This is a genomic window from Paenibacillus herberti, from assembly GCF_002233675.1.
In the GTDB taxonomy this organism is placed as follows: Bacteria; Bacillota; Bacilli; order Paenibacillales; family Paenibacillaceae; genus Paenibacillus_O; species Paenibacillus_O herberti.
In genome coordinates this window covers 1644855-1665830 of sequence record NZ_NMUQ01000001.1, presented here as the reverse complement: position 1 = coordinate 1665830, position 20976 = coordinate 1644855, and the positions used below count along the sequence as shown (strand labels likewise).

At 48.3% G+C, this 20976-nt stretch carries 17 protein-coding genes and 2 pseudogenes; 15 read left to right on the top strand and 4 right to left on the bottom strand.

Annotated features, from left to right (window positions below; all coding sequences use genetic code 11):
* From CGZ75_RS07640 to CGZ75_RS07620, 5 genes are all read left to right on the top strand, one after another.
* Positions 1–1263: a glycosyltransferase family 2 protein gene (locus CGZ75_RS07640; RefSeq protein WP_089523617.1), complete on the top strand. Its 1263-nt coding sequence runs from the start codon at positions 1–3 to the stop codon at positions 1261–1263.
* Between the two features lie 10 nt (positions 1264–1273).
* Positions 1274–3454: a cellulose biosynthesis cyclic di-GMP-binding regulatory protein BcsB gene (locus CGZ75_RS07635; protein ID WP_176444721.1), complete on the top strand. Its 2181-nt coding sequence runs from the start codon at positions 1274–1276 to the stop codon at positions 3452–3454.
* A gap of 14 nt (positions 3455–3468) precedes the next feature.
* Positions 3469–4551: a glycoside hydrolase family 113 gene (locus CGZ75_RS07630; RefSeq protein ID WP_089523615.1), complete on the top strand. Its 1083-nt coding sequence runs from the start codon at positions 3469–3471 to the stop codon at positions 4549–4551.
* Positions 4552–4709: 158 nt separating this feature from the next.
* Positions 4710–5255, top strand: a complete 546-nt coding sequence (locus CGZ75_RS07625; RefSeq protein ID WP_089523614.1) for a hypothetical protein — start codon at positions 4710–4712, stop codon at positions 5253–5255.
* Positions 5256–5297: 42 nt separating this feature from the next.
* Positions 5298–5507 (top strand): hypothetical protein, encoded by a 210-nt coding sequence (locus CGZ75_RS07620; protein ID WP_089523613.1) that lies wholly within the window; start codon positions 5298–5300, stop codon positions 5505–5507.
* 482 nt (positions 5508–5989) lie between these two features.
* On the opposite strand, the pseudogene CGZ75_RS25745 reads toward CGZ75_RS07620, so the two are convergent.
* Together CGZ75_RS25745 and CGZ75_RS07610 are read right to left on the bottom strand one after the other, a co-directional pair.
* Positions 5990–6157: pseudogene (locus CGZ75_RS25745) on the bottom strand (zinc ribbon domain-containing protein); the annotation flags it as partial.
* 14 nt (positions 6158–6171) lie between these two features.
* Positions 6172–6435 (bottom strand): serine hydrolase, encoded by a 264-nt coding sequence (locus CGZ75_RS07610; RefSeq protein WP_089523612.1) that lies wholly within the window; start codon positions 6433–6435, stop codon positions 6172–6174.
* A gap of 356 nt (positions 6436–6791) precedes the next feature.
* Between CGZ75_RS07610 and CGZ75_RS07605 the strand changes: the two are divergent.
* Positions 6792–6986: pseudogene (locus CGZ75_RS07605) on the top strand (NUDIX hydrolase); the annotation flags it as partial.
* A gap of 120 nt (positions 6987–7106) precedes the next feature.
* Here CGZ75_RS07605 and CGZ75_RS07600 read toward each other — a convergent pair.
* Entirely contained in the window at positions 7107–7361 is a 255-nt protein-coding gene (locus CGZ75_RS07600) for a hypothetical protein (RefSeq protein ID WP_089523611.1), read from the bottom strand.
* Between the two features lie 228 nt (positions 7362–7589).
* On the opposite strand from CGZ75_RS07600, the gene CGZ75_RS07595 reads away from it, so the two are divergent.
* From CGZ75_RS07595 to CGZ75_RS07585, 3 genes are all read left to right on the top strand, one after another.
* Positions 7590–7856: a DNA mismatch repair protein MutT gene (locus tag CGZ75_RS07595; protein ID WP_245850740.1), complete on the top strand. Its 267-nt coding sequence runs from the start codon at positions 7590–7592 to the stop codon at positions 7854–7856.
* 120 nt (positions 7857–7976) lie between these two features.
* Positions 7977–8888 (top strand): ABC transporter ATP-binding protein, encoded by a 912-nt coding sequence (locus tag CGZ75_RS07590; RefSeq protein WP_089523610.1) that lies wholly within the window; start codon positions 7977–7979, stop codon positions 8886–8888.
* A 1-nt stretch (position 8889) separates the two neighbouring features.
* Positions 8890–9642 (top strand): ABC transporter permease, encoded by a 753-nt coding sequence (locus CGZ75_RS07585; protein WP_089523609.1) that lies wholly within the window; start codon positions 8890–8892, stop codon positions 9640–9642.
* 474 nt (positions 9643–10116) lie between these two features.
* On the opposite strand, the gene CGZ75_RS07580 is transcribed toward CGZ75_RS07585, so the two are convergent.
* A complete protein-coding gene (locus CGZ75_RS07580) occupies positions 10117–10680 on the bottom strand; it encodes an acyltransferase (protein ID WP_089523608.1) in 564 nt (187 codons plus the stop codon).
* Positions 10681–10890: 210 nt separating this feature from the next.
* On the opposite strand from CGZ75_RS07580, the gene CGZ75_RS07575 reads away from it, so the two are divergent.
* From CGZ75_RS07575 to CGZ75_RS07550, 6 genes are all read left to right on the top strand, one after another.
* Positions 10891–11478 carry a GNAT family N-acetyltransferase gene (locus tag CGZ75_RS07575; RefSeq protein ID WP_089523607.1) on the top strand — a complete coding sequence of 196 codons (588 nt, stop codon included), beginning with the start codon at positions 10891–10893 and terminating at the stop codon, positions 11476–11478.
* Between the two features lie 138 nt (positions 11479–11616).
* Positions 11617–12456: a DegV family protein gene (locus CGZ75_RS07570; RefSeq protein WP_176444719.1), complete on the top strand. Its 840-nt coding sequence runs from the start codon at positions 11617–11619 to the stop codon at positions 12454–12456.
* A gap of 240 nt (positions 12457–12696) precedes the next feature.
* Positions 12697–14007, top strand: a complete 1311-nt coding sequence (locus tag CGZ75_RS07565; protein WP_089523605.1) for a small-conductance mechanosensitive channel — start codon at positions 12697–12699, stop codon at positions 14005–14007.
* Positions 14008–14027: 20 nt separating this feature from the next.
* Entirely contained in the window at positions 14028–18011 is a 3984-nt protein-coding gene (locus CGZ75_RS07560; protein WP_176444718.1) for an ATP-binding protein, read from the top strand.
* A gap of 291 nt (positions 18012–18302) precedes the next feature.
* Entirely contained in the window at positions 18303–19451 is a 1149-nt protein-coding gene (locus CGZ75_RS07555; RefSeq protein WP_089522625.1) for an IS4 family transposase, read from the top strand.
* Between the two features lie 211 nt (positions 19452–19662).
* On the top strand, positions 19663–20139 hold the full coding sequence (locus CGZ75_RS07550) for a hypothetical protein (protein WP_089523603.1): 477 nt from the start codon (positions 19663–19665) through the stop codon (positions 20137–20139).
* Positions 20140–20976 lie beyond the last annotated feature (837 nt).

Below are 20976 nucleotides of genomic sequence, written 5' to 3'. Positions count from 1 at the left end.
ATGGAGCAGCAGCTTGGCCTCGTGGACTACTTATTTTTATACTGCATGATCTGTATTTGGCTCATGCTGCTGATCAATATTGTACTGACTTTTGGCGGCTACAGGTATTATCTGAAAACATTGACCATGAGAGTGGAAGAGCCGTTGGAGGAGTATCCATCGGTATCCGTGCTAATTCCTGCTCACAACGAGGAAAAAGTAATCGGGCAAACCGTCAGCGCCATCATGCAGCTTGATTATCCCTCGGACAAGCTGGAAATTATCGTCATCAACGACAATTCCAGCGACGGTACAGGCGAGATCCTGGCCGAGCTGCAGCGCAGCCGCCCGGAAATCAATCTTCGTGTCCTGACGACCGACGCCGTCACAGGCGGCAAAGGCAAGTCCGGGGCGCTCAACAACGGTTATGCAATCAGCAAAGGTGAAATTTTGGCCGTTTATGACGCTGACAATACACCGGAGCGCTCCGCGCTGAAAATTTTGGTCCATACATTATGTCGCAACGACCGTCTTGGAGCTGTCATCGGCAAGTTCCGCACCCGCAACAGCAGCAAAAACTGGCTCACACAATTCATTAACATTGAGACGCTGGGCTTTCAATGGATGGTACAGGCCGGCCGCTGGCAGCTGTTCGGGCTGTGCACGATACCGGGGACAAACTTTGTCGTGCGTCGCAGCCTGATCGAGCGTATGGGAGGATGGGATACACGGGCGATTGCCGAGGATACCGAGATCAGCTTCCGGATTTACCGTTTTGGCTATAAGATCCAGTACATGCCTCTGTCGGTCACCTGGGAGCAAGAGCCGGAGACAATTCCCGTGTGGATGAAGCAGCGCAGCCGCTGGGTTAAGGGCAACGTTTATGTACTGCTGAAAAATATCCGACTGCTCTTTTCTCGCGAATCCAAGTATATCCGCTTTGATTTGATCTATTTCTGCTCAGTTTATTTCCTGTTTCTAAGCTCGGCGGTGCTCTCCGACGCGATCTTCATTCTCGGCATCCTCGGACTGATCGAGTACAACATCGCCGGCAACACCGTGTTGCTCTGGATGATGGCTTTCCTCGTGTTTGTGCTGGAAATGGCGATTGCTCTCAGCATGGAAAAGGGCCAAAGTCGGCCTCGTAATATCGGGCTGGTCGCGATTATGTATTTCACCTATTGCCAGCTGTGGCTGATCGTTGCCGTCAACGGGTTTTACCAATTTATCCGCGATGCCATTCTCCGACGGGAAGCAAGATGGTACAAGACGGAACGGTTCTGAGGAGGATGTTATGAAAAAATGGATTTCCGCCACATTGGCGTTAATGCTGCTTGGAGTCAGCTTGGGCATCGCTGTGCCAGCCGCTGTCGCGTCTGCCTTGCAGCAGCCCGTTGGATCGGCAGCTTCGGTTAAGCAGCCTTCGGCAACGCCAGCTGAAGCTGCAGAGCCGCCGTCCACGGGGAAGGCAGGTCAGAGCATCCGGCTTCCCTACAGCCAGGATGTGAAGCTGCAAGGGTACTATGCGGCTCAATCGGCATTTTTTACGCTAGGTGAGCATTGGCAGCTGCGCTCTGGCAAGCTCCATCTGGAGCTGCGCGCAAGCAGTCTCTCCCAAGCATCGGCGCTGACGATCGAGGTTAACGGCAAACCGCTCCACTCGATGAAGCTGTCTCGGGTAGGCGAGTCCGGCAGCAAGCTGGACCTGGCCATTCCGGCAAGGGATCTCCTGGCGGGCAGCAATGAAGTGAGAATTTCGCTAGGGTATCCGCAGGGCGAGATCGGATTATGCGCCGATGATCGTTCCGATGAGAACTGGTTGCTGGTTCGTAAAGGTTCTTACTTCGAAGTGCAATATGACAGCGAAAAGCCGACTCTTGAGCTTCGCCAATTCCCTTACCCATTCGTTCCGGACGCTGGAGATATTACGGGCAAAGGAACCTCAATTATTTTGCCGGATATGCCGTCCAATGAAGTTGTTGCGGCCGCATTGCAAACTGCCGCTGCGCTTGGCGTCTCGGCTGCCGAAGGGCTCAGCGGCCTGCATATGGGCACTTACAGCGAGGTGTCGAGCGGAGCAAGACGCGGGGATCATCTGATCTACGTCGGTCCTGCTGCCGCCATGCCAGAGGAGCTGCGCAAGGCGGCTCCCTCCGAGATGATGGCTCAGTTGGAGCAAGGTCCGGTGTTGTTCCGGGCGTTGTCGCCGCTGAAGGGGGGCAAGCTGCTCATGGGCATCGTCAGCGGCAGTGATGACGCCTCGCTAGATGGGGCCGCTCGTCTGCTCCAGAATCCAGAGCTGGTGAGCCAGCTTGTAGGCAGCGAGGCTCTTTTACCGTCCGGTACGAATGTGAACCGTGCGACAGAGGATGCAACTCGGGAGCGCTGGACGTTGAATCAGGTCGGGTTCCCGCAAGGACTCAAGGTCGAAGGCCCTTTTCGCCAGCAAGCGAATTTCGACTTGAAGCTGCCTTCCAACAAGCTTGTACTGCCGGGTGCAAAAGCGAATTTTAAACTGAAATATGCGAAAAATCTGAATTTCAGCGGGTCTCTTGCTACCTTGTATGTGAACGGAATTCCAGCCGGCAGCAAAAAGCTTGATGCCAGCACAGCCGATTCGGATGTGTGGGAAGTTCCAATTCCAAGCCAAGCCGCACAATCCGGCTACCTGGCGATGAGCGTGGTTTTTGACCTGCAAATGACCGACTACAACTGCGCTCGTCCCGGCGAACAGACGCCTTGGGCGTACATCGAGCCTGATTCTACGATCAGCCTGCCGGCAGAGGATGAGCGGGCGTTGCTGCTGGAGCATTATCCTTGGCCTTTTGTCAAAAACGGTCGCTGGAATGAAGCTGCATTCGTCGTACCTGCGCCATCTGCGAACCAAGACTTCAGCTTGCAGGCGCGTATGGCTGCTCGGCTCGGTTCCTTCCTTACGGACAACAGCGCTTCGCTTCAGGTGCGCACTGACAAGGCATGGGGAGCGGCTGAGCTGGAAGGGCTCAATCTGATCGCTGCCAGCACGGCGCAGGACAGTCAACTGTTGCGTTCGCTCAGCAGCGAGCTCTGGTTCGGTTATGATTCAACTTTTGAGCGATTCGTCGGTAATGAAAAAAGGAGGTTGCTGCCGGAATTCGCCAGCCGCTTGGCATCGGTGCAATTGATTTCATCGCCAGCGGGCGATGGGGCCGGAATTTTGGCCGTGACTGCCCCCAATGCCGAGAGTCTAGCTCAAGCAGAGAAATACGTGGAAGAGCGCAGCTACGGCTCCGGGCTGGTCGGCAATGCAACTTTAGTTGACCGCTGGGAAAAAGCGTTGCATCATTATTTTGCGGAGGATGACAGCTACTCGGTTGCGGAGAGAGTTAATCTGAGCTCCGGGCAAGTCAAACTATTCGCCGTGCTGCTTGGCACGATGTTACTAATGCTGCTGCTCGGTATCGTATTCATTTGGAGAAAATACCGCAAAAGATAATGGAGGGTTGCCTAATGGCAGGCCGCATGTCCAACTTCCAACGGACCGCGCTCAAAGCGGTCTGCCTAATCGTTGTCGCTTCCGCCATTGTATGGTGGAGCGGCAATGAACGGGCTACAGACAGGGAACCGGAGCGCCGTTCGCTGCTTCAAGGAGAGATCCGCTCTGGCAATTTGTCCACGGACTACACCATTGAGCAAGCTTTAGCAGATGCTAAACAGTTGTCGCTGAATGCGGTCAACGTTCCAGTAGCTGTGAACATAGGGGATCTGACGGCGAGCGACTTCGAGCTTGATTCAGCCAGTCTGGAAAAAGCGAAGGAGCTCATTCCGAAGCTTCATGCACGCGGTTTACGCGTCCTGTTGGAGCCATATCCGTGGATTGCTGAGGGCAGCGAAGTGGAGACGAAGTGGGCGCCGGGGGATGGGGTAGCTTTTTTCCAAAATTGGAGCGTCAAAGTACTGCAACCTCTGCTAAGTGAGCTTGCAGAGCCGATGGGGGTGGAGGCCGTTATCATTGCTTCTAACCTGGTTCATATGGAGGACAACAGTGAGGAATGGATCAGGCTGCTGAAAGAAGCGCGCAGGAGTTATAGCGGACTCATCACGTATAAAACTAATTGGTGGTATACGGCCTCTTGGGATGAGGACAGCCGGGTGGAATTCCAACGCAAGCGGGATAACCCGCTATGGGGAGAGGTTGATTTCATTTCGGTGGCGGCTTATTTTGAGTTAACGGATCGCCCTGTGAATACGGTTGATGAGCTTGCCGCAGCGCTGCGCCGGACAGAGATTAATGCAAGAGAGCAGGACGTTGTCGCAGAGCTAGAAGAGATGGCAGAGCTTTGGGACAAGCCGTTTTACTTTGCGGAGCTAGGTTTCCCTGCTCGAGAGTATGCGGCCCGCGAGCCATGGAATCCTTCACCTTCCGAGAAAGTGGATGGGGCGGAGCAAGCTCGATTGTTCGGGGCCTACCAGGAAGTATTCCATGGTCGGTCTAGCTTTCTCGGCTACTCGGTGTTCGCCATAGGCGAGAACAGCTCGGACAAACATTATTATCCTTCGGAGGAAAGCGCAGCCGTAATCCGTTCCTGGTAGCAGGAACGGATTTTTGGTTGTTATGCGAATTCAGAAGGTTTGGCTCATTACCGATTCAAGTTCGACGGAAAACAACGTATGATAGACGTGTACTATATTTAGAGCTTTTTGCTAAAATTAAATTAATTTGCATCAGCTCCAGAGGGGGATTCAGGCTTATGTTGTTAAAGAAGAAACTTTACATTTCATTTATCATAGTATTGATTGCATTGTTCACATTTTTTTATTTAGACAAGCCAAAAAAACTATATGGAAATGATGAAGAATCCATAAAAGAAGTTATAACTTCAATTAAGGATTACGAAAACGAATTTATTGAGATTTTAGAGATAAAAGATATCTATGATTTAAGGGTGGTAGGATTTTTATCTAATAATAGTCCTGCTTATATTCAATTTAATAAAAATCAAAAGGGTAATTATGAATGGAATAAAGCAGCGAAAAGTCTCAATCAATCATTTGCTACATTCCCAATTAATGAGTTGAACAATGGAGCTGAATTAATGGATTTTATGATAGTAACAAATCAAGATAATGATATTTCTAAAATGGAATTAAATGTAAATGAACAAGTGATACAACAGGAGTTTGATGTCAATGAGAAGTCTGTCACTTGGATCGACTTACCTGCATCAAAGGATGAACAGTATGAATTTAGATATAAATACTATGATAAGGACGGTAAGGAAATTGGAGATAGTTAACAACAAGGGTAATCGTTTGTTGATCTTGAGTATTATAAGTTAATGATTAAAGAGGCTCCGTGGAATATTGATGTAGCGGAGCTAGGCTTCCCTGCGGCCCGCGAGCCATGGAATCCCTCACCTTCCGAGAAGATAGACGGGGCGGATCAAGCTCGATTGTTCGGGGCATACCGGGAAGTATTCCAAGGTCGGTCAAGTTTTCTCGGTTACTCGGTGTTCGCCATAGGCGAGAAAAGCTTGGACAAACATTAGTATTCTTCGGAAGAAAGCGCAGCCGTAATCCGTTCCTGGTAGCAGGAGCGGATTTTTGGTTGTTATCGTTTTCTCTACAAAGGATGGAATGGTTCATGTCTTGGGCATCGCTGACAGTACAACGTAACTTCTTGAATACTTGTTTTTGTAATCCACTTCGAGATGGTAATTAATTCTTCTTTCTTTTTTAAACCTTGAGTTTCAAAGATTACTTCTACACACAGTCCTACTGGAATTTCTTCTCTGTATAGCGGACAGTAATGTCTCGACATAACCCACCTCTTTAATTTGACTACCCTCTACTTTACAGGCAACGAGGCTTATCCGTTAATAATGCAGCCTCAATCCTCAATTGCAGCTATAACGGCATTATTGATTGAACACTCCCGCCACCTGTGGAGGTGGGGGATTCTTGCGAACAGAGAAGCAACCCTTCCCTTTATTAGCAAGCGATCCCTGCGGTTCCCGCAGTTCAGTTGGCGTCACCCAACAAGCAAACGAAGTCCTTCGTTCAAGATGTTCAAACTAGCATTATGATCACGGTCATGCTGTGTGCCACAATCGGAACAGCTCCATTCCCGTATGCCCAGCTGTTTGACTTCGGGATTGCGGAATCCGCAAACATGACACAGTTGACTGGATGGATAATTTTTCGCTATGACACTTATATCATGGCCGCTGTAGCCGTAATCGGTTTTGAAATCGACGCGAGCGGGAAAATCGTATTCCTCGATAGTGGAGCCGCTTCTACGCCTGGGGATGCGGCACCGTAAGCTTGATGGCTAACGATAATACCCTTACGAGCTACGACGATGATAAAAGCTTGAGATACTTTATTATTCGCCCATTCTTCTACCATTTTCTCCATGCGAAAAATCTTTTTCGAGGACAGCCCTGCTTCTTCCGGTGTGCCTTGCCTAAGCTTCATACATTCCAACTCCTTTTTATGTTTCATGAATTACTAAAAAGGCTGGTATATAATAGAAAGAGAACATAAGTTCTTCCCTCGGTTCACATAGCGCTAGTAAATTCTACAACTACCAAGATAAATCCTTTATTCCGCTAACGTAAATAGAATCTAATCTGATAAGGGGTCGAACTCCATCTCTAACTCTGGTGTTCGCTTTTTTATTGGCTCCAGCATCTCCAGAGTTACCGACTATCTTAAATGAGGCTGCTAGACTATCGTGACCTCATTAAGCTAACGTGCAGGTAAGTAAAGAAGGATATGCCATCTTTCTAAGCGAAGTTGACTATAAAACGGAAAATAAGGTGGTCCAACAAATGTTTTACGTAAATGTAGAAGGAGCTGTTTTTCAAGAAGATAAGTGGCTAATAATTGGACGCAGTATGAAAGAGGGGCATGCTGGGGGACTTCTTTCTCTTGTTGGAGGTACAGTTGAAAATGAGGGGAACACCAAAGATATATTAGAAAGAACCCTCAAAAGAGAACTCTTTGAAGAGGTGGGATTGAACCTCCACACGGATGAATCCGTGGGATTCTTAGCTCGTTTACGGACGCAGGCCGTTTCCGTTTTGTCCAGCGGCTAAGTTAAGGGCGAGTTCATTCGCCCATCCTAGTCCAGAGCATCTAGCTGACTAGGCTGTTCGACTATGACCATCAATGTCCTTTTTGGATTTCTGGTAGATGCTCTTCGCATCACGAATAAGCTGATTCTTAATCGCGGATGGCAGATTTGCTTGTACTGTCTTGGAAGTCAGCTTAGGGAATGAACCTTGCCATTCGGCTTGTTCGGTTAAGCGATTGACGGTGTTGATATACTCGTTACCCATTTGTATCAGCAGAGCAGGATCGCTCGGATAAATGCGAATCTGAATCGTTATAGGTTGCACGTTGTTCACCCCCTTGGTTTTTGACCTTCGACAGAACGCTTCATGGTTTCATTCGGTTATGTTCGCTGCGAGAAACGCGTCCATAGCAAAGGTGGTAGTGAATCAGCTCGTTTTGTTGTTCTACATCCGTTTTCCATAATTCTATTGTATCCGTTTACTTTATTTACTGCAGCAAATAGAATCAAAAAAGGCAAGACGATTAAGGTAGGGTGAAACCTCCCTCTCGTCTTGGAGTCTATTCATCCCACGGCTGAAGCCGGGGGCTTTCTAGCCTCGGATTTTGTTAGAAACACCTCGTTTATTTTAGACAATGGTAGTGAAGTTATTGATATTGTTTTCCTTTGCGAGTTTGACAAGGGTGAACCTTATGTTAAGAGTCCAGATGAAGTTGATGCTGTGTACTGGATGACAACTGATGAAATACTGGATAGTCCAATGGCTCCTATCTGGCTAAAAGAAAGTATACAAGAGGCAGAGTTACTACGTAAAAAATAAATTTCATATTAAGCTAACGCGCAGTAGAGCGTGGTGGAAGCCAGTTATAAACATACGATCGGTTCCGTAAGATGTGTATAGACAAAAGAAGAGCACAAAATCGTAGGAGGAATGAAATTTATGAAAAAATTAGCCATTCAATTGGAACATGTAACAAAGGAATATAAAGGAAAAAAGGCAGTTGATGATTTGTCACTGAATGTGGAAAGTGGAACAGTAGTGGCGCTGCTTGGTCCCAATGGAGCAGGAAAGACAACAACTATATCGATGATTCTTGGTTTGCAGCTTCCGACAAGCGGGAAGGTCAAGTTGCTCGGAGAAGATCCGCGTGATATTAAAGTGCGCAATCGAATTGGCGCGATGCTGCAGGATGTAAGTGTAATCGATAATCTGAAGGTTGCGGAGACGATTAATTTATTTCGTAATTATTATTCCAATCCACTTTCGCTGGAGCAACTGCTCCATATCTCGGGATTGGAAACAGAGATGAATAAAATGGCGATATCGTTATCGGGTGGGCAGCAGCGCAGGTTAGGATTCGCATTAGCAGTTGCAGGAGATCCAGAAATTATTTTTCTTGATGAGCCTACGGTGGGGATGGATATTACTTCGCGTCAGCTTTTTTGGGAAACGATTCGGACAATGGCTGGGAGAGGTCGGACGGTTGTATTAACGACCCATTACTTAGATGAAGCGGACAATGTAGCCGATCGCATTGTCGTCATCAATAACGGGAAGCTAGTGGCAGATGGTACGCCGAGTGAGATTAAAGCTGGAACAACAGGGCGCGTCATCTCGTTTACAGCTGGAGCATCTGTTACAACAGAAACGTTGCAAGCTGTCCCGGGAGTTGCGAACGTGGAGTGGAGTGGACGCAGAGTTAAGCTTGCAAGCAGTGATACGGATCGATTGATAGTTGCTCTAATAGAAAAGAATATCGACATGTGTGATATTGAAATTAAAAGCGGTGGTCTGGAAGATGCCTTCCAAGCACTCGTTCAAAATACAAATGAATTAAAAGGAGCGGTTTAGGGTGAATACAAAACTTAATGCGACAATAGCCCAGTGTAAAGCGGAGCTTTTGAGGACGATACGGAATAAACGGTTTGTTTTTTTCTCGGTGGTTATGCCGGTTGCCTTCTTTTTTCTTTTTACCAGTACAATGGATAGTGGTGCGAAAATAAATGGTACGGATTGGGCTACTTATTATCTAATGTCGATGACGGTATACGGTGTGGTAGGTGCAGGTTTAACTTCGTTTGCTCAAAGAATTTCTAGAGAGCGTTCACAAGGCTGGATCCGCATGCTGAAAATTACACCGCTCCCTCCTGGATCATATATCCTTTCTAAAGTGGTGGCGCAAGGCTTGATTAACTTAGCTATTGTTTTATTGATGTTCATTATTGGCGGATTTGGTAAGGGAATTCATTTATCTTCTACAATTTGGATAGAAAGTGGGCTTTGGATCTGGATTGGCGGATTCTCGTTCATGGCGTTAGGCACGTTGCTTGGTTCAATCAAAAATGCTGATGCGGTCCAGGTTCTTGCGCTAATGGTATACATGGGGCTTTCAATTTTGGGTGGTCTTTGGTTTCCGTCAGCTTCTATGTCTAGTACAATGCAAACAATTGCTGAATTCACACCGACCTACCAATTGGGGCATGGTGCTTGGAATCTGGTTGGTGGAACGGCAATAGACTGGAATGGCGCCCTTATATTAGCTGCCTATGTGATCGTGTTTATGTTATTGTCAACGTACATTATGAAAAAACAGGAAGCGATTTAATCGATGGGTAAATGAGATGCGCGGGCCGAGGCATGGGACGCCCTTCTATATTACGTAACGGAACTGAGAAGCCTTATTTCGGGAAAATCGAAGGATTTCGAGGCGTAACGGAACTGAGAGACGCTATTTCGGCATTATCTTGGGGATATTATCATCCCTGACCCGAATAACGCGTCTCAGTTCCGTTAACTAGCATGAACCCGTGTTTGATGGGAAATAAGCTCTCTGAGTTCCGTTAGCGCATGAATGGTCAGGCTGATGGGTGAGGAGTAGTTTAGTTAGTTAGTGTTGGGAACGATTCAATAGTAGCTTTTACAGAAAAGATGGGAGAAAACTGAGTCAAGCTCAGTCTTCTCCCATTTTTTCGGCACACTTCTTCTCTCTTTGTATTCTGCTCAAAATAAAAACGGAACAGCAGCGTTCCACCGGCTAGCTAGCTGTCCAGCTATTCAGCTGCCCAGAAACGACCGCAAGTCAGCCTCTAACCCAGCCTTCTGGAATATTCAACTGGCGGATAACCTTAGCTGGCGTTCCGCCAGCAACTGTATTCGCGGGAATATCGCGAATAACCGTACTGCCAGCGGCGATGACCGCGCCGTCGCCAATCGTCACCCCGGCGAGAATGGTGCAGCGGGTGCCGATCCATACATTGTTGCCGATTGTGACCGGCTTGGACAGGTCGCTATAATTCGTATCCGCATCCAGCCGGTGGTAGTCGCTATCCATGATGCTTGTCCTGGGACCGATGCGCACATCGTTGCCAATCCTGATTGATTTTGTGGCGGCGATGCCGCAGCCTGCGTTGATGAACACATTGGAGCCGAACTCAAGCTTGGCTCCCTTATCGACCGTAAGCTGGCTATGCCAGGGCCTGCCCACCATAGAGAATCTTTTGCCAATGATCAGCTCGCCAAAATGATTAACATACACCTTGCCTCGGATCGATGGAGCATCGCGAAATGAATAACCTCTTCTGCCTAATTGCATGATGCCTCGCACACGTCTGATGACGAGAGTAAACTTCTGTTTTAATCCCATGATGAACACTCCAATCTCTTTATGTCGAATAAGTTATTTAATATGAATAATTATAAAGGAGATTAAATCATAATGGAACTCCGCCAGCAATCGGAAGAAGGATTGGTTCGCGCAGCGAGCTTCGCCGTTATATTCCCAGGTTCAAACTTATATAGCCGAAACTTCCAAGATCAGTTATGATGGGAACATTCTTTCTTGGAGGTCGATAGGATGAGCGAGATTAATCCGGTTATGATTGATTTTGATGATTCGTTTGAGAGCAGCCGCCTACTGATTCGAGCTCCACGCTTCGGTGACGGCCCGGCAGTGAATGAAGCGATAGTGGAAAGTTTGGATCAATTGAAGCCGTGGATGCCGTGGGCGCAAAGCGCTCCTACTGAGGAGCAATCCGAGATAAACATTCGTCAAGCGTCACTTGCTTTTCAGGAACGCTCCAACCTACGGCTAATGCTCACAGACAAGCATTCGGGAAGATTGATCGGCAGCAGCGGTCTGCATCGGATCAACTGGGACAACCGCAGCTTTGAGATTGGATATTGGGTGCGTACGAGCGAAGCCGGGAAAGGTTATATAACGGAAGCAGTCCACGCCATTACCGAATTTGCTGCAACTCAGCTGGCCGCGAACCGGATCGAGATCCGTTGCGACAGCCTTAATACGCCGAGCGCCAATGTCGCCCGTCGTTGCGACTTCACCCTGGAAGGCATCTTGCGCCAGAGTTGCCGCAACACACAAGGAGAGCTAGAGGATACGATGGTGTTCTCCAAAGTCCGCGGTATAGAGCTGGACGCCCGATAAGCACCCGCGTCATTATGTGACATATTTTTGTCCGCAGCGCACTTGTTAACACATATATTCGATTTTGACAAGTTATAAATGTTACTACTGACTAGGTCTGTTTCTCGGTATAATGGCTTGAACGAAAGGAGCCCTCTTATGCCGATCAAGATTTTTACAGATAGCGGTTCTGACATCCCTAAACATATCCAGGCTCAATACGGCATCGAAGTGATTCCGCTTCCGGTTCTGTTTTCCGACGGCCCTTTGCCCCAGGAATCGAGCATTGAAGACTTCTACTACAAACTAAAAACTTTTGATAAACTGCCAACAACATCTAGTCCTAATCCATCTCAATTTCTGGAAGCTTATAAGAGAGCAGAGCCCGGGAGCGACTTGTTAGTCATCTGCATGTCGGCTAATGTAAGCAGCACCTATCAATCTGCGATAATTGCCCGTGATATGCTCCTTGATGAGGGCTTTGACGGCAAGATCGAAGTGCTGGACTCCAAAACGTTTTCCGGCGGATTGTCGCTGATCGTATCGACTGCTGCCAAGTGGTCGGAAAGTTGTACAAGCCTTGAAGAGCTGACAACGAAGCTCCAGCAGCTTATTGACGACACGAGAGCATATTTTACACTGGAAACGCTTGAAAATATAATCAAGGGCGGCCGTCTGAACCGTCTGGCTGGAGGCGTTGCCTCCGTATTGAACATCAAGCTGCTGCTTCGCATCAACGAAGAGGGCACGATTGAAGTCGTGGAGAAAACGCGTGGCTTCCGTAAGGCGGTTAACAGCCTGATCGCCAAGCTGGATGAGAAACAGCATGATTATGAGAATGCGGCAATTGCCATCGTGCACAGCAATAACGAGAAGTTGGCGCTTGAGGTCAAGGAGCGCATTTTGGAAAAACATCCGTTCCACGAGGTATATCTGTCCTGCATGGGTCCGGTCATGGGAACTCATGCTGGAGAGGGCGGAATTGGATTCGCATTTTAAATCGTATAGTAAAGCCCGGAAGCGCTTTGTCTGAGTATCAGGCACTGCGCTTCCGGGCTTTTTGCTATGAGTAAGAGTTTTATTGAAAGAATTAGGTCGAAAAGGTAAAATAATACCAATAGAAGTTCGACGATAGTAGTGTTGATTTTTCAAAATAAATACATATAGAAAAGTAGATTACAGCCCAGAGATTGACTCTCAGGTTCGAACATCAATTCACAAAACCGAAGGGGGATTTAAATGAAAAAGACTCTATCAAAACCAGCCATTCTAATTGGAACTTCATTTTTAATTTTTGTCCTGCCGCTAATCGGCAGTATTGTTCGCTGGGGTAAGTTACCGCCCGGTTATGGTAGCTTTCCGGCACAAAAAACGGTAGAACCGCCAGGCTTCAGCCCCGGATTTTTCATTTTTGCATGCGCTGTGGCGCTGCTGATTATGTTATTCCTGCTCGTACCTCGCTGGTTCGGCTTCCGTAGTGGCGCAGAGCATGCGGTAGATGAAGGTGGTTCTGGCGTGACTGCGCCAGGCTCGGGTTCTGCAGTTAGTGTCAGTGACATGCCTCGGAGCGCAACGGATGCTTCCAATTTTTCAGCTGCGACTGCTGAGCATGGGATCGATGATCGAACGGCAGCAGCACCTAGCGGTTATCCGGTCTGGTTCTGGTGGAGCTTGCCTGTACTGGTCATAAGCTGGCTGTTGATGTGGGTGCGCATCCCCGCTTTGCCGCTGCTTAATGCATTTAGTTTTGTACCGCTGTGGTGGTCATTCATTCTTCTGCTGGACGGCGTCGTTTACAAGCGAAGCGGAGGCAATTCCATCGTGGCCAAAAAGCCGCATTTGATGCAAATTGTTGCTATCGTTTCCTGCTTCAGCTGGTTTGTTTTTGAATATCTCAACTTTTTTGTACTAGCGAATTGGTATTATCCCAACAATACGATTTTATCCGACTTCGGCAATGTGTTCTGGTTTTCCCTGTCTTATACAACCGTTCTGCCGGCGATTTTTGAATGGTACACGTTGCTCCTCACTTTTCCCGCTTTGCGCAAACGTTACGCCAACGGGCCGAAGCTGAAGTTATCACGCCAAATGCTGCTGCTGTTTTATGGAGCTGGCGTTATTCTGGCTTTTGGCATGGGGTATTTTCCATCCCAGCTATTCTGGGTGTTATGGGTCGCCCTAGTGCCGCTGCTGTCGGCGGCTATGGGAATTGCGGGATTATGGACTCCTTTTACTCCTCTTCGCAACGGCAATTGGACACCGATTCTCCTTATCGCAATCGCTACGCTATTAAACGGCTTGTTCTGGGAGTTATGGAACTTCGGCAGCGGTTATTTTAATTCCGAAACCATCACGAATCCTAACTTCTGGAAGTACTCGGTTCCTTACCTGGACAAAATCCACCTCTTCTCGGAAATGCCGATCCTTGGTTACTTCGGTTATCTTTTCTTCGGCGTCAACTGCTGGATCATGTGGCTTGCAGCTGCCTATATATGCAAATTTGATCCCGAGATCGTACCCGGAACCTCTGGTTCATGGGGTAAGCGTTGATGCTCGCGCAAGGGGGTTGTGTGCTGAACGAAATCATAACTTCCTCTTCTCGAACGATCGTGTACCGCGGCCTCCAGGGTGTAACGGGGCGACCGATTATCGTCAAAAAATTTCAGCCATGGGCGGGCAATTCCCTTGATGTAATCCGGCTGAAACAGGAATATTTGCTGCATGAAGCGCTGAGCAAGGAGTTTACCTGGGCGGCACGCCCGATATCTTTTGAGTCGGCGGAGGGCTCCTATAAGCTCGTTTTGGAAGACGCAGGCGGAGATTCTCTTGATAGAGTTATACAAAGTGACAAGCTTCCGCTCGGTACAAAATTGAAGTTATCCCTTATGATTTGCGATCTGTTAAGCGAATTGCATGAGGTAAATATTGTCCACAGGGACTTCAGACCATCCAATCTGCTCTGGAATCGGCAACAGAACCACATCCAGTTGATCGATCTGAGCCTTGCGGCCAAAATAACAGGCAAAGAGCCCCCATTTAGCAGCGAGGATCAGCCTCAAGGAAGTTTTCCTTATCGCTCCCCGGAGCAAACGGGACGTCTGAATCGCAGAATCGATCATCGATCTGATTACTACTCGTTCGGCGTTTTTCTATATGAATGGCTGACTGGAATGCCAACTTATCGAGAGCAGGGACTGGCGGAACAGATTCATTGTGTCCTGACCAAAGAGCCGGATTCACCTTTCAATGTCACGGGAGGGGCGATCTCGCCCTTTTTGTCTGATGTCATAATGAAGCTGCTCGCCAAAGATCCCGAAGATCGCTATCAGAGCGCTCTAGGCATCAAGGCTGATCTGATTCAAGCTTACGAAGGACGGACCTATGGCAAGCCAGGCCAAGCGGAGCTGCGGGGCCAATTCCGCATTTCGCAGCGGCTGTTCGGACGACAGGAGGAGCTGGATCTGCTCCAGGCTGCTTTGCGAAGCAGTGCTGTAGGATCTCCCATGTTCGGCCTCATTCACGGAACAGCAGGGTGTGGCAAAACGGCGCTCATCAACGAGCTCAAGTCCGCCGTTTATAGTTGGCCGGGCGGCTATTTTCTGGAGGGGAAATTCGATTCTAACCATCGTGATCTGCCTTATCTAGCGATTGCGAATGCCTTCCGCGGATGGTTCGTACGGATGATGGGCGGTTCTGGAAACTTGCAGCTCAAGGAAGCTGCGCCAGCGTTATTGGAAAGTTTACAAGGCAGCGGTGCTCTCATCACGGCACTCATCCCAGAACTGGAGCAGTTAATCGGAGTGCAGCCGGCTGTTGAACCGCTTAATCCAACGGAGGAGTCCAATCGATTCTACTCCATATTCGTCCGTTTCATTACGGCTTTAACGGCGGATGGGCCGCCTGTAGTTCTCTTTCTGGATGATCTGCAATGGGCGGATTCTCCGAGCTTGTTATTGTTGGAAAAGCTGGCTTCAGCGGAGCAGTCATCTCGTCTTTTAGTGTTGCTGGCATACCGGGAAGAGCAGCTTGAATCAAGCTTTGCAGCAGGGTTGGCACGATTGTCGGCCACTCCGCGTACATTCGACATTCGCTTGGAACCGCTGGAACAGATCGATGTTGCGGCGTTAATCGGTGATAGCTTACCGATGAGCGCAGCCGAACGGGAGAGATTAGCAGCAGCGCTAATCGTCAGCACGCAGGGCAATGCCTTTTTTGTTCATCAGCTGTTGGCTGAGCTGAATCGCAGCGGCGGTCTCTATTTTGACCCTCTGCTGAATAAGTGGCGGTGGATAGAAGAGTCGCTTGATGAGTTTGCGGAGAGCGGGGATGTGGAACATTTTTTGGCTGGCAAGCTTCACCGCTTAACGTCTCGGGTATCAGATGTCCTGTCTTTAGCCTCAATCATTGGCCGTGAGTTCGATTACGAGCTGCTGTTGCAGACAGGCAGATGGAGTGGAAAAGAGTTGCTAGAGGCGCTCGAAATCGCGCTTGAGGAAGAACTGATTAGCGCTTGCGAGACAACTCGTGAGCTCATGCAATATGGGGCAGAACTGCTGGAGGGGGACGCTGAATCGATGCAGCTCCTATCCAAGCTGCTGTATCGATTCCGCCACGATCGTCTGCAGACGGCTTTTTATGAGCGATTGAGCGAGGACGAGGCTGACATTAACCATTTGCGTCTGGCTCAACAGCTCATGACGCGGCTGGACAACGAGCCTTTCGAAGATAGTCTGGTCAGTCTTGCTATTCATCTCAACTATGGCCTGTACGCGCTTGCGGATGCGAATGAGCGGATGAATGCGATTCTGTTAGTCGTCCGGGCAGCTCACAAAGCCAAACAAGCTCACGGATATGACACGGCCTTTCTGCTGCTGGACCGAATCCGTCCGCTGCTTCCCGCATCTGGCTTGACTCAGACGGCGTGGCTGCGTCCGCTCGTTAATCGGTTATATGCCGAATGCGGCTATTTAACTTGGCGGGTTCAGGAGGCTGAGGATGCTTGTAGGGAATTGCTTTGTGAGGCAGCAAGCCCCTACGCGGCAGCAGAAATTCGTGCGATGCAGGCTTCCTACTATATGTATCTAGGGATGCTGCCCGAGTCTATGGAGGCAGGCCGGGTAGGACTCCAACTGTTAGGTGTGTCGCTTCCCGACAAGCCGACAAAGCTGCATGTTATGAGGGATCTCATTAAGACGAAGTTAAAGCTACGTGGTAAAACCACCGATGAGCTATTGTCCGGACCGATCATGCGAGATGCTACGGTGCTGCTGAAAATGCGTTTGTTGATCAATATGTTTCCTTCCGCATTTATATCTGGGCAGGCGGAGCTGTTCGGCTTGCTTGCATTAAAAAAGGTCGGCCTTACCCTTCAGCACGGTGTCGCGACTGAGTCCTCCTTTGCCTTCATTGGATATTCCATGTTGCTCTCGGGTATTGGCAACAAGGAGCAGGCTTATACATATGGACAGTTAGGTGTGCGGATTAACGAGAAGTTCAACGATGTTCAGTGGCGCGGACCGGTGCTAACGCTTTATTCCTTGTTCAGCCACGGGTGGAAGCAGCCTTGGGATACTTTGCAGGATTGGTTCCAGCGAGCGATGTTCTCCAGCCAGCAGGCCGGAGATCCCATGTATCAGTCCCATGCGGCTTATTACCGCAATTTATGGCATCCGTCGATGACTCTCCCTGAGCTTATTCGAGATATAGAGGCAAGCATAAGTCAAATCCGGCAAAACCAGTATAAAGCTTCGCTCGATACAGCTGAGCTGGCTCGACAGTACTATCTGAATCTGGCAGGCAAGCTGCCCGATCCTAACTCGTTTGACGGAGTGGGCTTCCGTGAAGCCGATTATTTGGAAAGATTGAGGGCGAGCCAGTATCGTTCCGGCATCGCTATTTATCATATTTATCGGATGAAGCTGTTGTATCACCGGGGGGAGCTGGAGCTCGCTCAAGGAGCGGTCATGGATGTGCAGGCTGTGATCGGCTCGCTTGCGGGCTCGCTGTTTATGGAGGAGTATGTGCTTTTCTCTTATCTAATACTTAGCGATCGGTATGAGGGGCTAGGTGTGGGAGGTAAGCTGCAAGCTCGTCGGCTTATGAGACGCGGTAAGAGGATGGTAGTGGATTGGGCGAAGGCCAATCCAGCCGTGTTCTCGCAGCATCTGTGGCTGATGAAAGCAGCAGATGCGGAGCGCGGATGGGGCGGGAGCCGAAGCGGTGAGCGCCGGGGTAGCGAGCGTGGAGGCAGTGGGCACGAGCGTGAACGCAGTGGGAGTGAGCGCCGAGGGAGCGAGCGTGGACGCAGGGGTAGCGAGCGTCGAAGCGGTGAGCGCAGAGCTGCCCGCTGTTATGATTTGGCGCTTAGCGCAGCTAAAGCTAGCGGGTTTATCCGCTATGAGGCGCTGGCTCATGAGCGCGCCGGTGAGTATTACAAGCGGGCGGGCTCGGAGGAGTATGGGGCTTACCTGCTTAAGCAGGCAAGTGATTGCTATGCTCTGTGGGGGGCGGAGAGTAAGGTGGAGGGGTTGGGGATGAAAAGGGATTTGGGGTGAGGCTGTGTGGTGTTGCGATTAGAGCCAGAGTGTCTGTAATTGTATTCTGTAAATCCACGAATTTCGTGAATATTACGTTATAAGAAATTGGCGCAGAGAATATTAAATCATGAAAAAGTTGGAGGATAACTCATGGATGTGCTAATTGAAATATTTAACCCCACTAGCGTTGCATAAATGTTTTCGAAACTTTCGAAATATTGAGTTATCTCATCGTACATGCACAAAAAAATCCTTTACAATAGATATGGGAGGTAGTACCTGTCCATAATCCACTGAAAGGATTAGCGCATGGATAAGGATACCCTATTTTCTTCATTTGGTAAATGGATTGCACCCATTTTTACGAAAACGTTCACAGATCGAATCGCCGAAACTCGCCAGGATGCGTATGTTAAAAAGCTCACGACGACTGCATATCTCAAGCTGTTTTTGCACGCTCAACTGCATCAGCGGGAGGGCCTTAGGAGCATTGCAGATGATTTGCTGAGTCAAGCCTTCCAGCACGAACTCGGATTTGAGTCCATCTCGTCCAGCCAACTTTGCCGGAAAAACAATGGGGTCGATCCGGAGCTGCTTCGGCATGTTTTCGAGCAATTGGCCAAGAAGATCGTATCGAAATACACGGCTCTTGGAGACCGGCATGCGATCAAAATCATCGATTCTACGACGGTTTCGCTTTGTCTGCAGACGTATAAGTGGGCGCAATTTCGCAAAACGAAAGCGGGCATCAAGCTTCATCTGCGTCTAGCTTTTGTTGGCGAAGACGACGTTCTTCCTGAATTCGCGACGATTACACCCGCCAAGAAAAATGACCGGACCCAAATGGACTCGCTCATCGATGAGGAAGGCGTCACTTATGTGTTTGACCGCGGTTACGTGGACTACAAGGCGTTTGACTCGTACAGTGAGCGCGGGATTCATTTCGTGACACGGCTGAAAAACAACGCTGTTATTGAGCCGATCGAGTCATTTGAGATCCCAACTGGCAGTTTGGTGACAATGGACGAACGTGTACGGATCGGCTCCTCACAAAAGCGAGCCAAACATGAATTCCGCATGATTGAAACTTCCGATTCAGAGGGAAATCAGCTGATTCTCGTTACGAATCATTTTGATCGGACAAGCGATGAAATTTCGGCGATGTACCGGAGCCGTTGGGTGATAGAAACGTTCTTTAAATGGATGAAGCAGCATCTGCGAATCAAGCGGTTTTACGGAACAAGTGATCGTGCTGTGCACAACCAGATTTGGATCGGGCTGATTGCCTTTTGCCTGCTGGTGCTGGTGAAACAGGACACGAAGACGCCACATTCTCTGCTGCAGTTAAGCCGGTGGCTAAACGTATTGTTGTGGAAACCGAGTGAGCACTGGCTGAATCGAATCCATCGTCCACCGAGTCGGAAGTCAACGGGTCGTAAACGAAGCGAATCGTCGTAATCGCAAGAGCCAGAAAACAGGTTTGTCGGAACTCATTTCGTATATACATAAATTACCAAATGGACAGAGCTACCTCTAAGGAGAGTTCGACCTTTTGGTTTTGTTGACATCGATAGTGTGTTTGAATATTCAATTTATTTTATAGTGAAGGTTTATGCAACGCTAGTGAGTTTAAATAAACTGAAAAGGTGTTTTCATTAGGAGGCTGAATATGGGATATTTAGTTTGCAGTGATTACTCTAGAGTATTTAGTTTTCTAGGAAGTTCATTCTTTATAAGAGATACTATTTTGTTTGAATCTATTTGGAACGATATGTTCAATGAAATATTGCGTTTTAAAGAAAGTAACAAGCATTATCCAATAAATAGTATCGAAATGAATCTAACTAACTCCAAAAAGGATATCTTTAAAGGTTCGGAATGGATAGACTATACTTCATGGTGGGATGTTGAAGGAAGAATGAACCTTGAAACATTCGGGGATGAGCTAATAATTAAAGTTGGTGAAGAACTCAGGAAGTCATTTAAAGAAATAGATTATGATATACTATTCATTTATGATAATGCAGGCATGGAAAAAATGGAAAATCACATCATAATGGATCATAACACTTTTCATATACAGCCCATAAGTATCGAAACGAACTATCTTGAAGTTGTTAATAGAATCAAAAAAAATATAAAATAATAGGTTTTAATAATACTGCTCAAGTCCCGTTACTAACGCGGTTTACAACTGGTTCATTAGCTTCCCTATGATTTGTCGACCTTCCATATTGTCTCTAGTATTCCCGATTCACGTTGGCTGTCTTCGCAGACGCCCGATTACCGGGGCTTCAGCCGGATAACCAGAATCGCCAACTTCGATTTGGCTGCCGCCACCGGTGCGCCGATCGGGGAGTCGGGCTTCACTCAGAAAACCGGGAGATCAAGCGGGTTTTCACTGGGGGTCAATTACTAAGCCATGGTTTACCCGGAGAACCAGGCTCGCTGACTGTAGCTATTCGAGCTGACCGACGGCGCGCTAATCCACGAAGCCGGGCTTCATCCAGTAAGCCCCGAAAACGCGAGCTGCATCTGTTCGAGCCAACGTGCCTACCGGGCGCATATAAAAAAACAAAGCACGAAGACGTCGTCTTCGTGCTTTGTTTTTTAACGAACTGGAAAAACCAGTATTTGAATCGAACTGTCTCCTTCAAATTCCAGAAACGCTGCTGCAGTTGGCGAACTTGTCCAAAGCACAACGCGTTTCGTTTCTCTGTCTGCCTTGATAGTTACTACTTAGGTACGACATTTTGATTTACTTTGAATCTTGAATACCACATGTTGTGTTTCGGACCTCATAGGCATGTGAATTTCACATTATTAATGGGTAACGCTTCTAGGGGAGAATCAATATATAGTAGCTCATCCGTTGATTTTACTCCAAATGCTCTATATAGGTACCTAAGTAGTAAGAGCGACCGAGCCTAGGTTGAGTAACTTAGCAGGTGGAACCCCTGCTTGGAAAGGCAAAGCCATGCCA

What these genes read in the sequence shown, in the direction of transcription:
- CGZ75_RS07640 (WP_089523617.1), top strand. Translation starts at nt 1, where the DNA reads ATGGAGCAGCAGCTTGGCCTCGTGGACTACTTATTTTTATACTGCATG.
- CGZ75_RS07635 (WP_176444721.1), top strand. Translation starts at nt 1,274, where the DNA reads ATGAAAAAATGGATTTCCGCCACATTGGCGTTAATGCTGCTTGGAGTC.
- CGZ75_RS07630 (WP_089523615.1), top strand. Translation starts at nt 3,469, where the DNA reads ATGGCAGGCCGCATGTCCAACTTCCAACGGACCGCGCTCAAAGCGGTC.
- CGZ75_RS07625 (WP_089523614.1), top strand. Translation starts at nt 4,710, where the DNA reads ATGTTGTTAAAGAAGAAACTTTACATTTCATTTATCATAGTATTGATT.
- CGZ75_RS07620 (WP_089523613.1), top strand. Translation starts at nt 5,298, where the DNA reads ATGATTAAAGAGGCTCCGTGGAATATTGATGTAGCGGAGCTAGGCTTC.
- CGZ75_RS07610 (WP_089523612.1), bottom strand. Translation starts at nt 6,435, where the DNA reads ATGAAGCTTAGGCAAGGCACACCGGAAGAAGCAGGGCTGTCCTCGAAA.
- CGZ75_RS07590 (WP_089523610.1), top strand. Translation starts at nt 7,977, where the DNA reads ATGAAAAAATTAGCCATTCAATTGGAACATGTAACAAAGGAATATAAA.
- CGZ75_RS07580 (WP_089523608.1), bottom strand. Translation starts at nt 10,680, where the DNA reads ATGGGATTAAAACAGAAGTTTACTCTCGTCATCAGACGTGTGCGAGGC.
- CGZ75_RS07575 (WP_089523607.1), top strand. Translation starts at nt 10,891, where the DNA reads ATGAGCGAGATTAATCCGGTTATGATTGATTTTGATGATTCGTTTGAG.
- CGZ75_RS07570 (WP_176444719.1), top strand. Translation starts at nt 11,617, where the DNA reads ATGCCGATCAAGATTTTTACAGATAGCGGTTCTGACATCCCTAAACAT.
- CGZ75_RS07565 (WP_089523605.1), top strand. Translation starts at nt 12,697, where the DNA reads ATGAAAAAGACTCTATCAAAACCAGCCATTCTAATTGGAACTTCATTT.
- CGZ75_RS07555 (WP_089522625.1), top strand. Translation starts at nt 18,303, where the DNA reads ATGGATAAGGATACCCTATTTTCTTCATTTGGTAAATGGATTGCACCC.
- CGZ75_RS07550 (WP_089523603.1), top strand. Translation starts at nt 19,663, where the DNA reads ATGGGATATTTAGTTTGCAGTGATTACTCTAGAGTATTTAGTTTTCTA.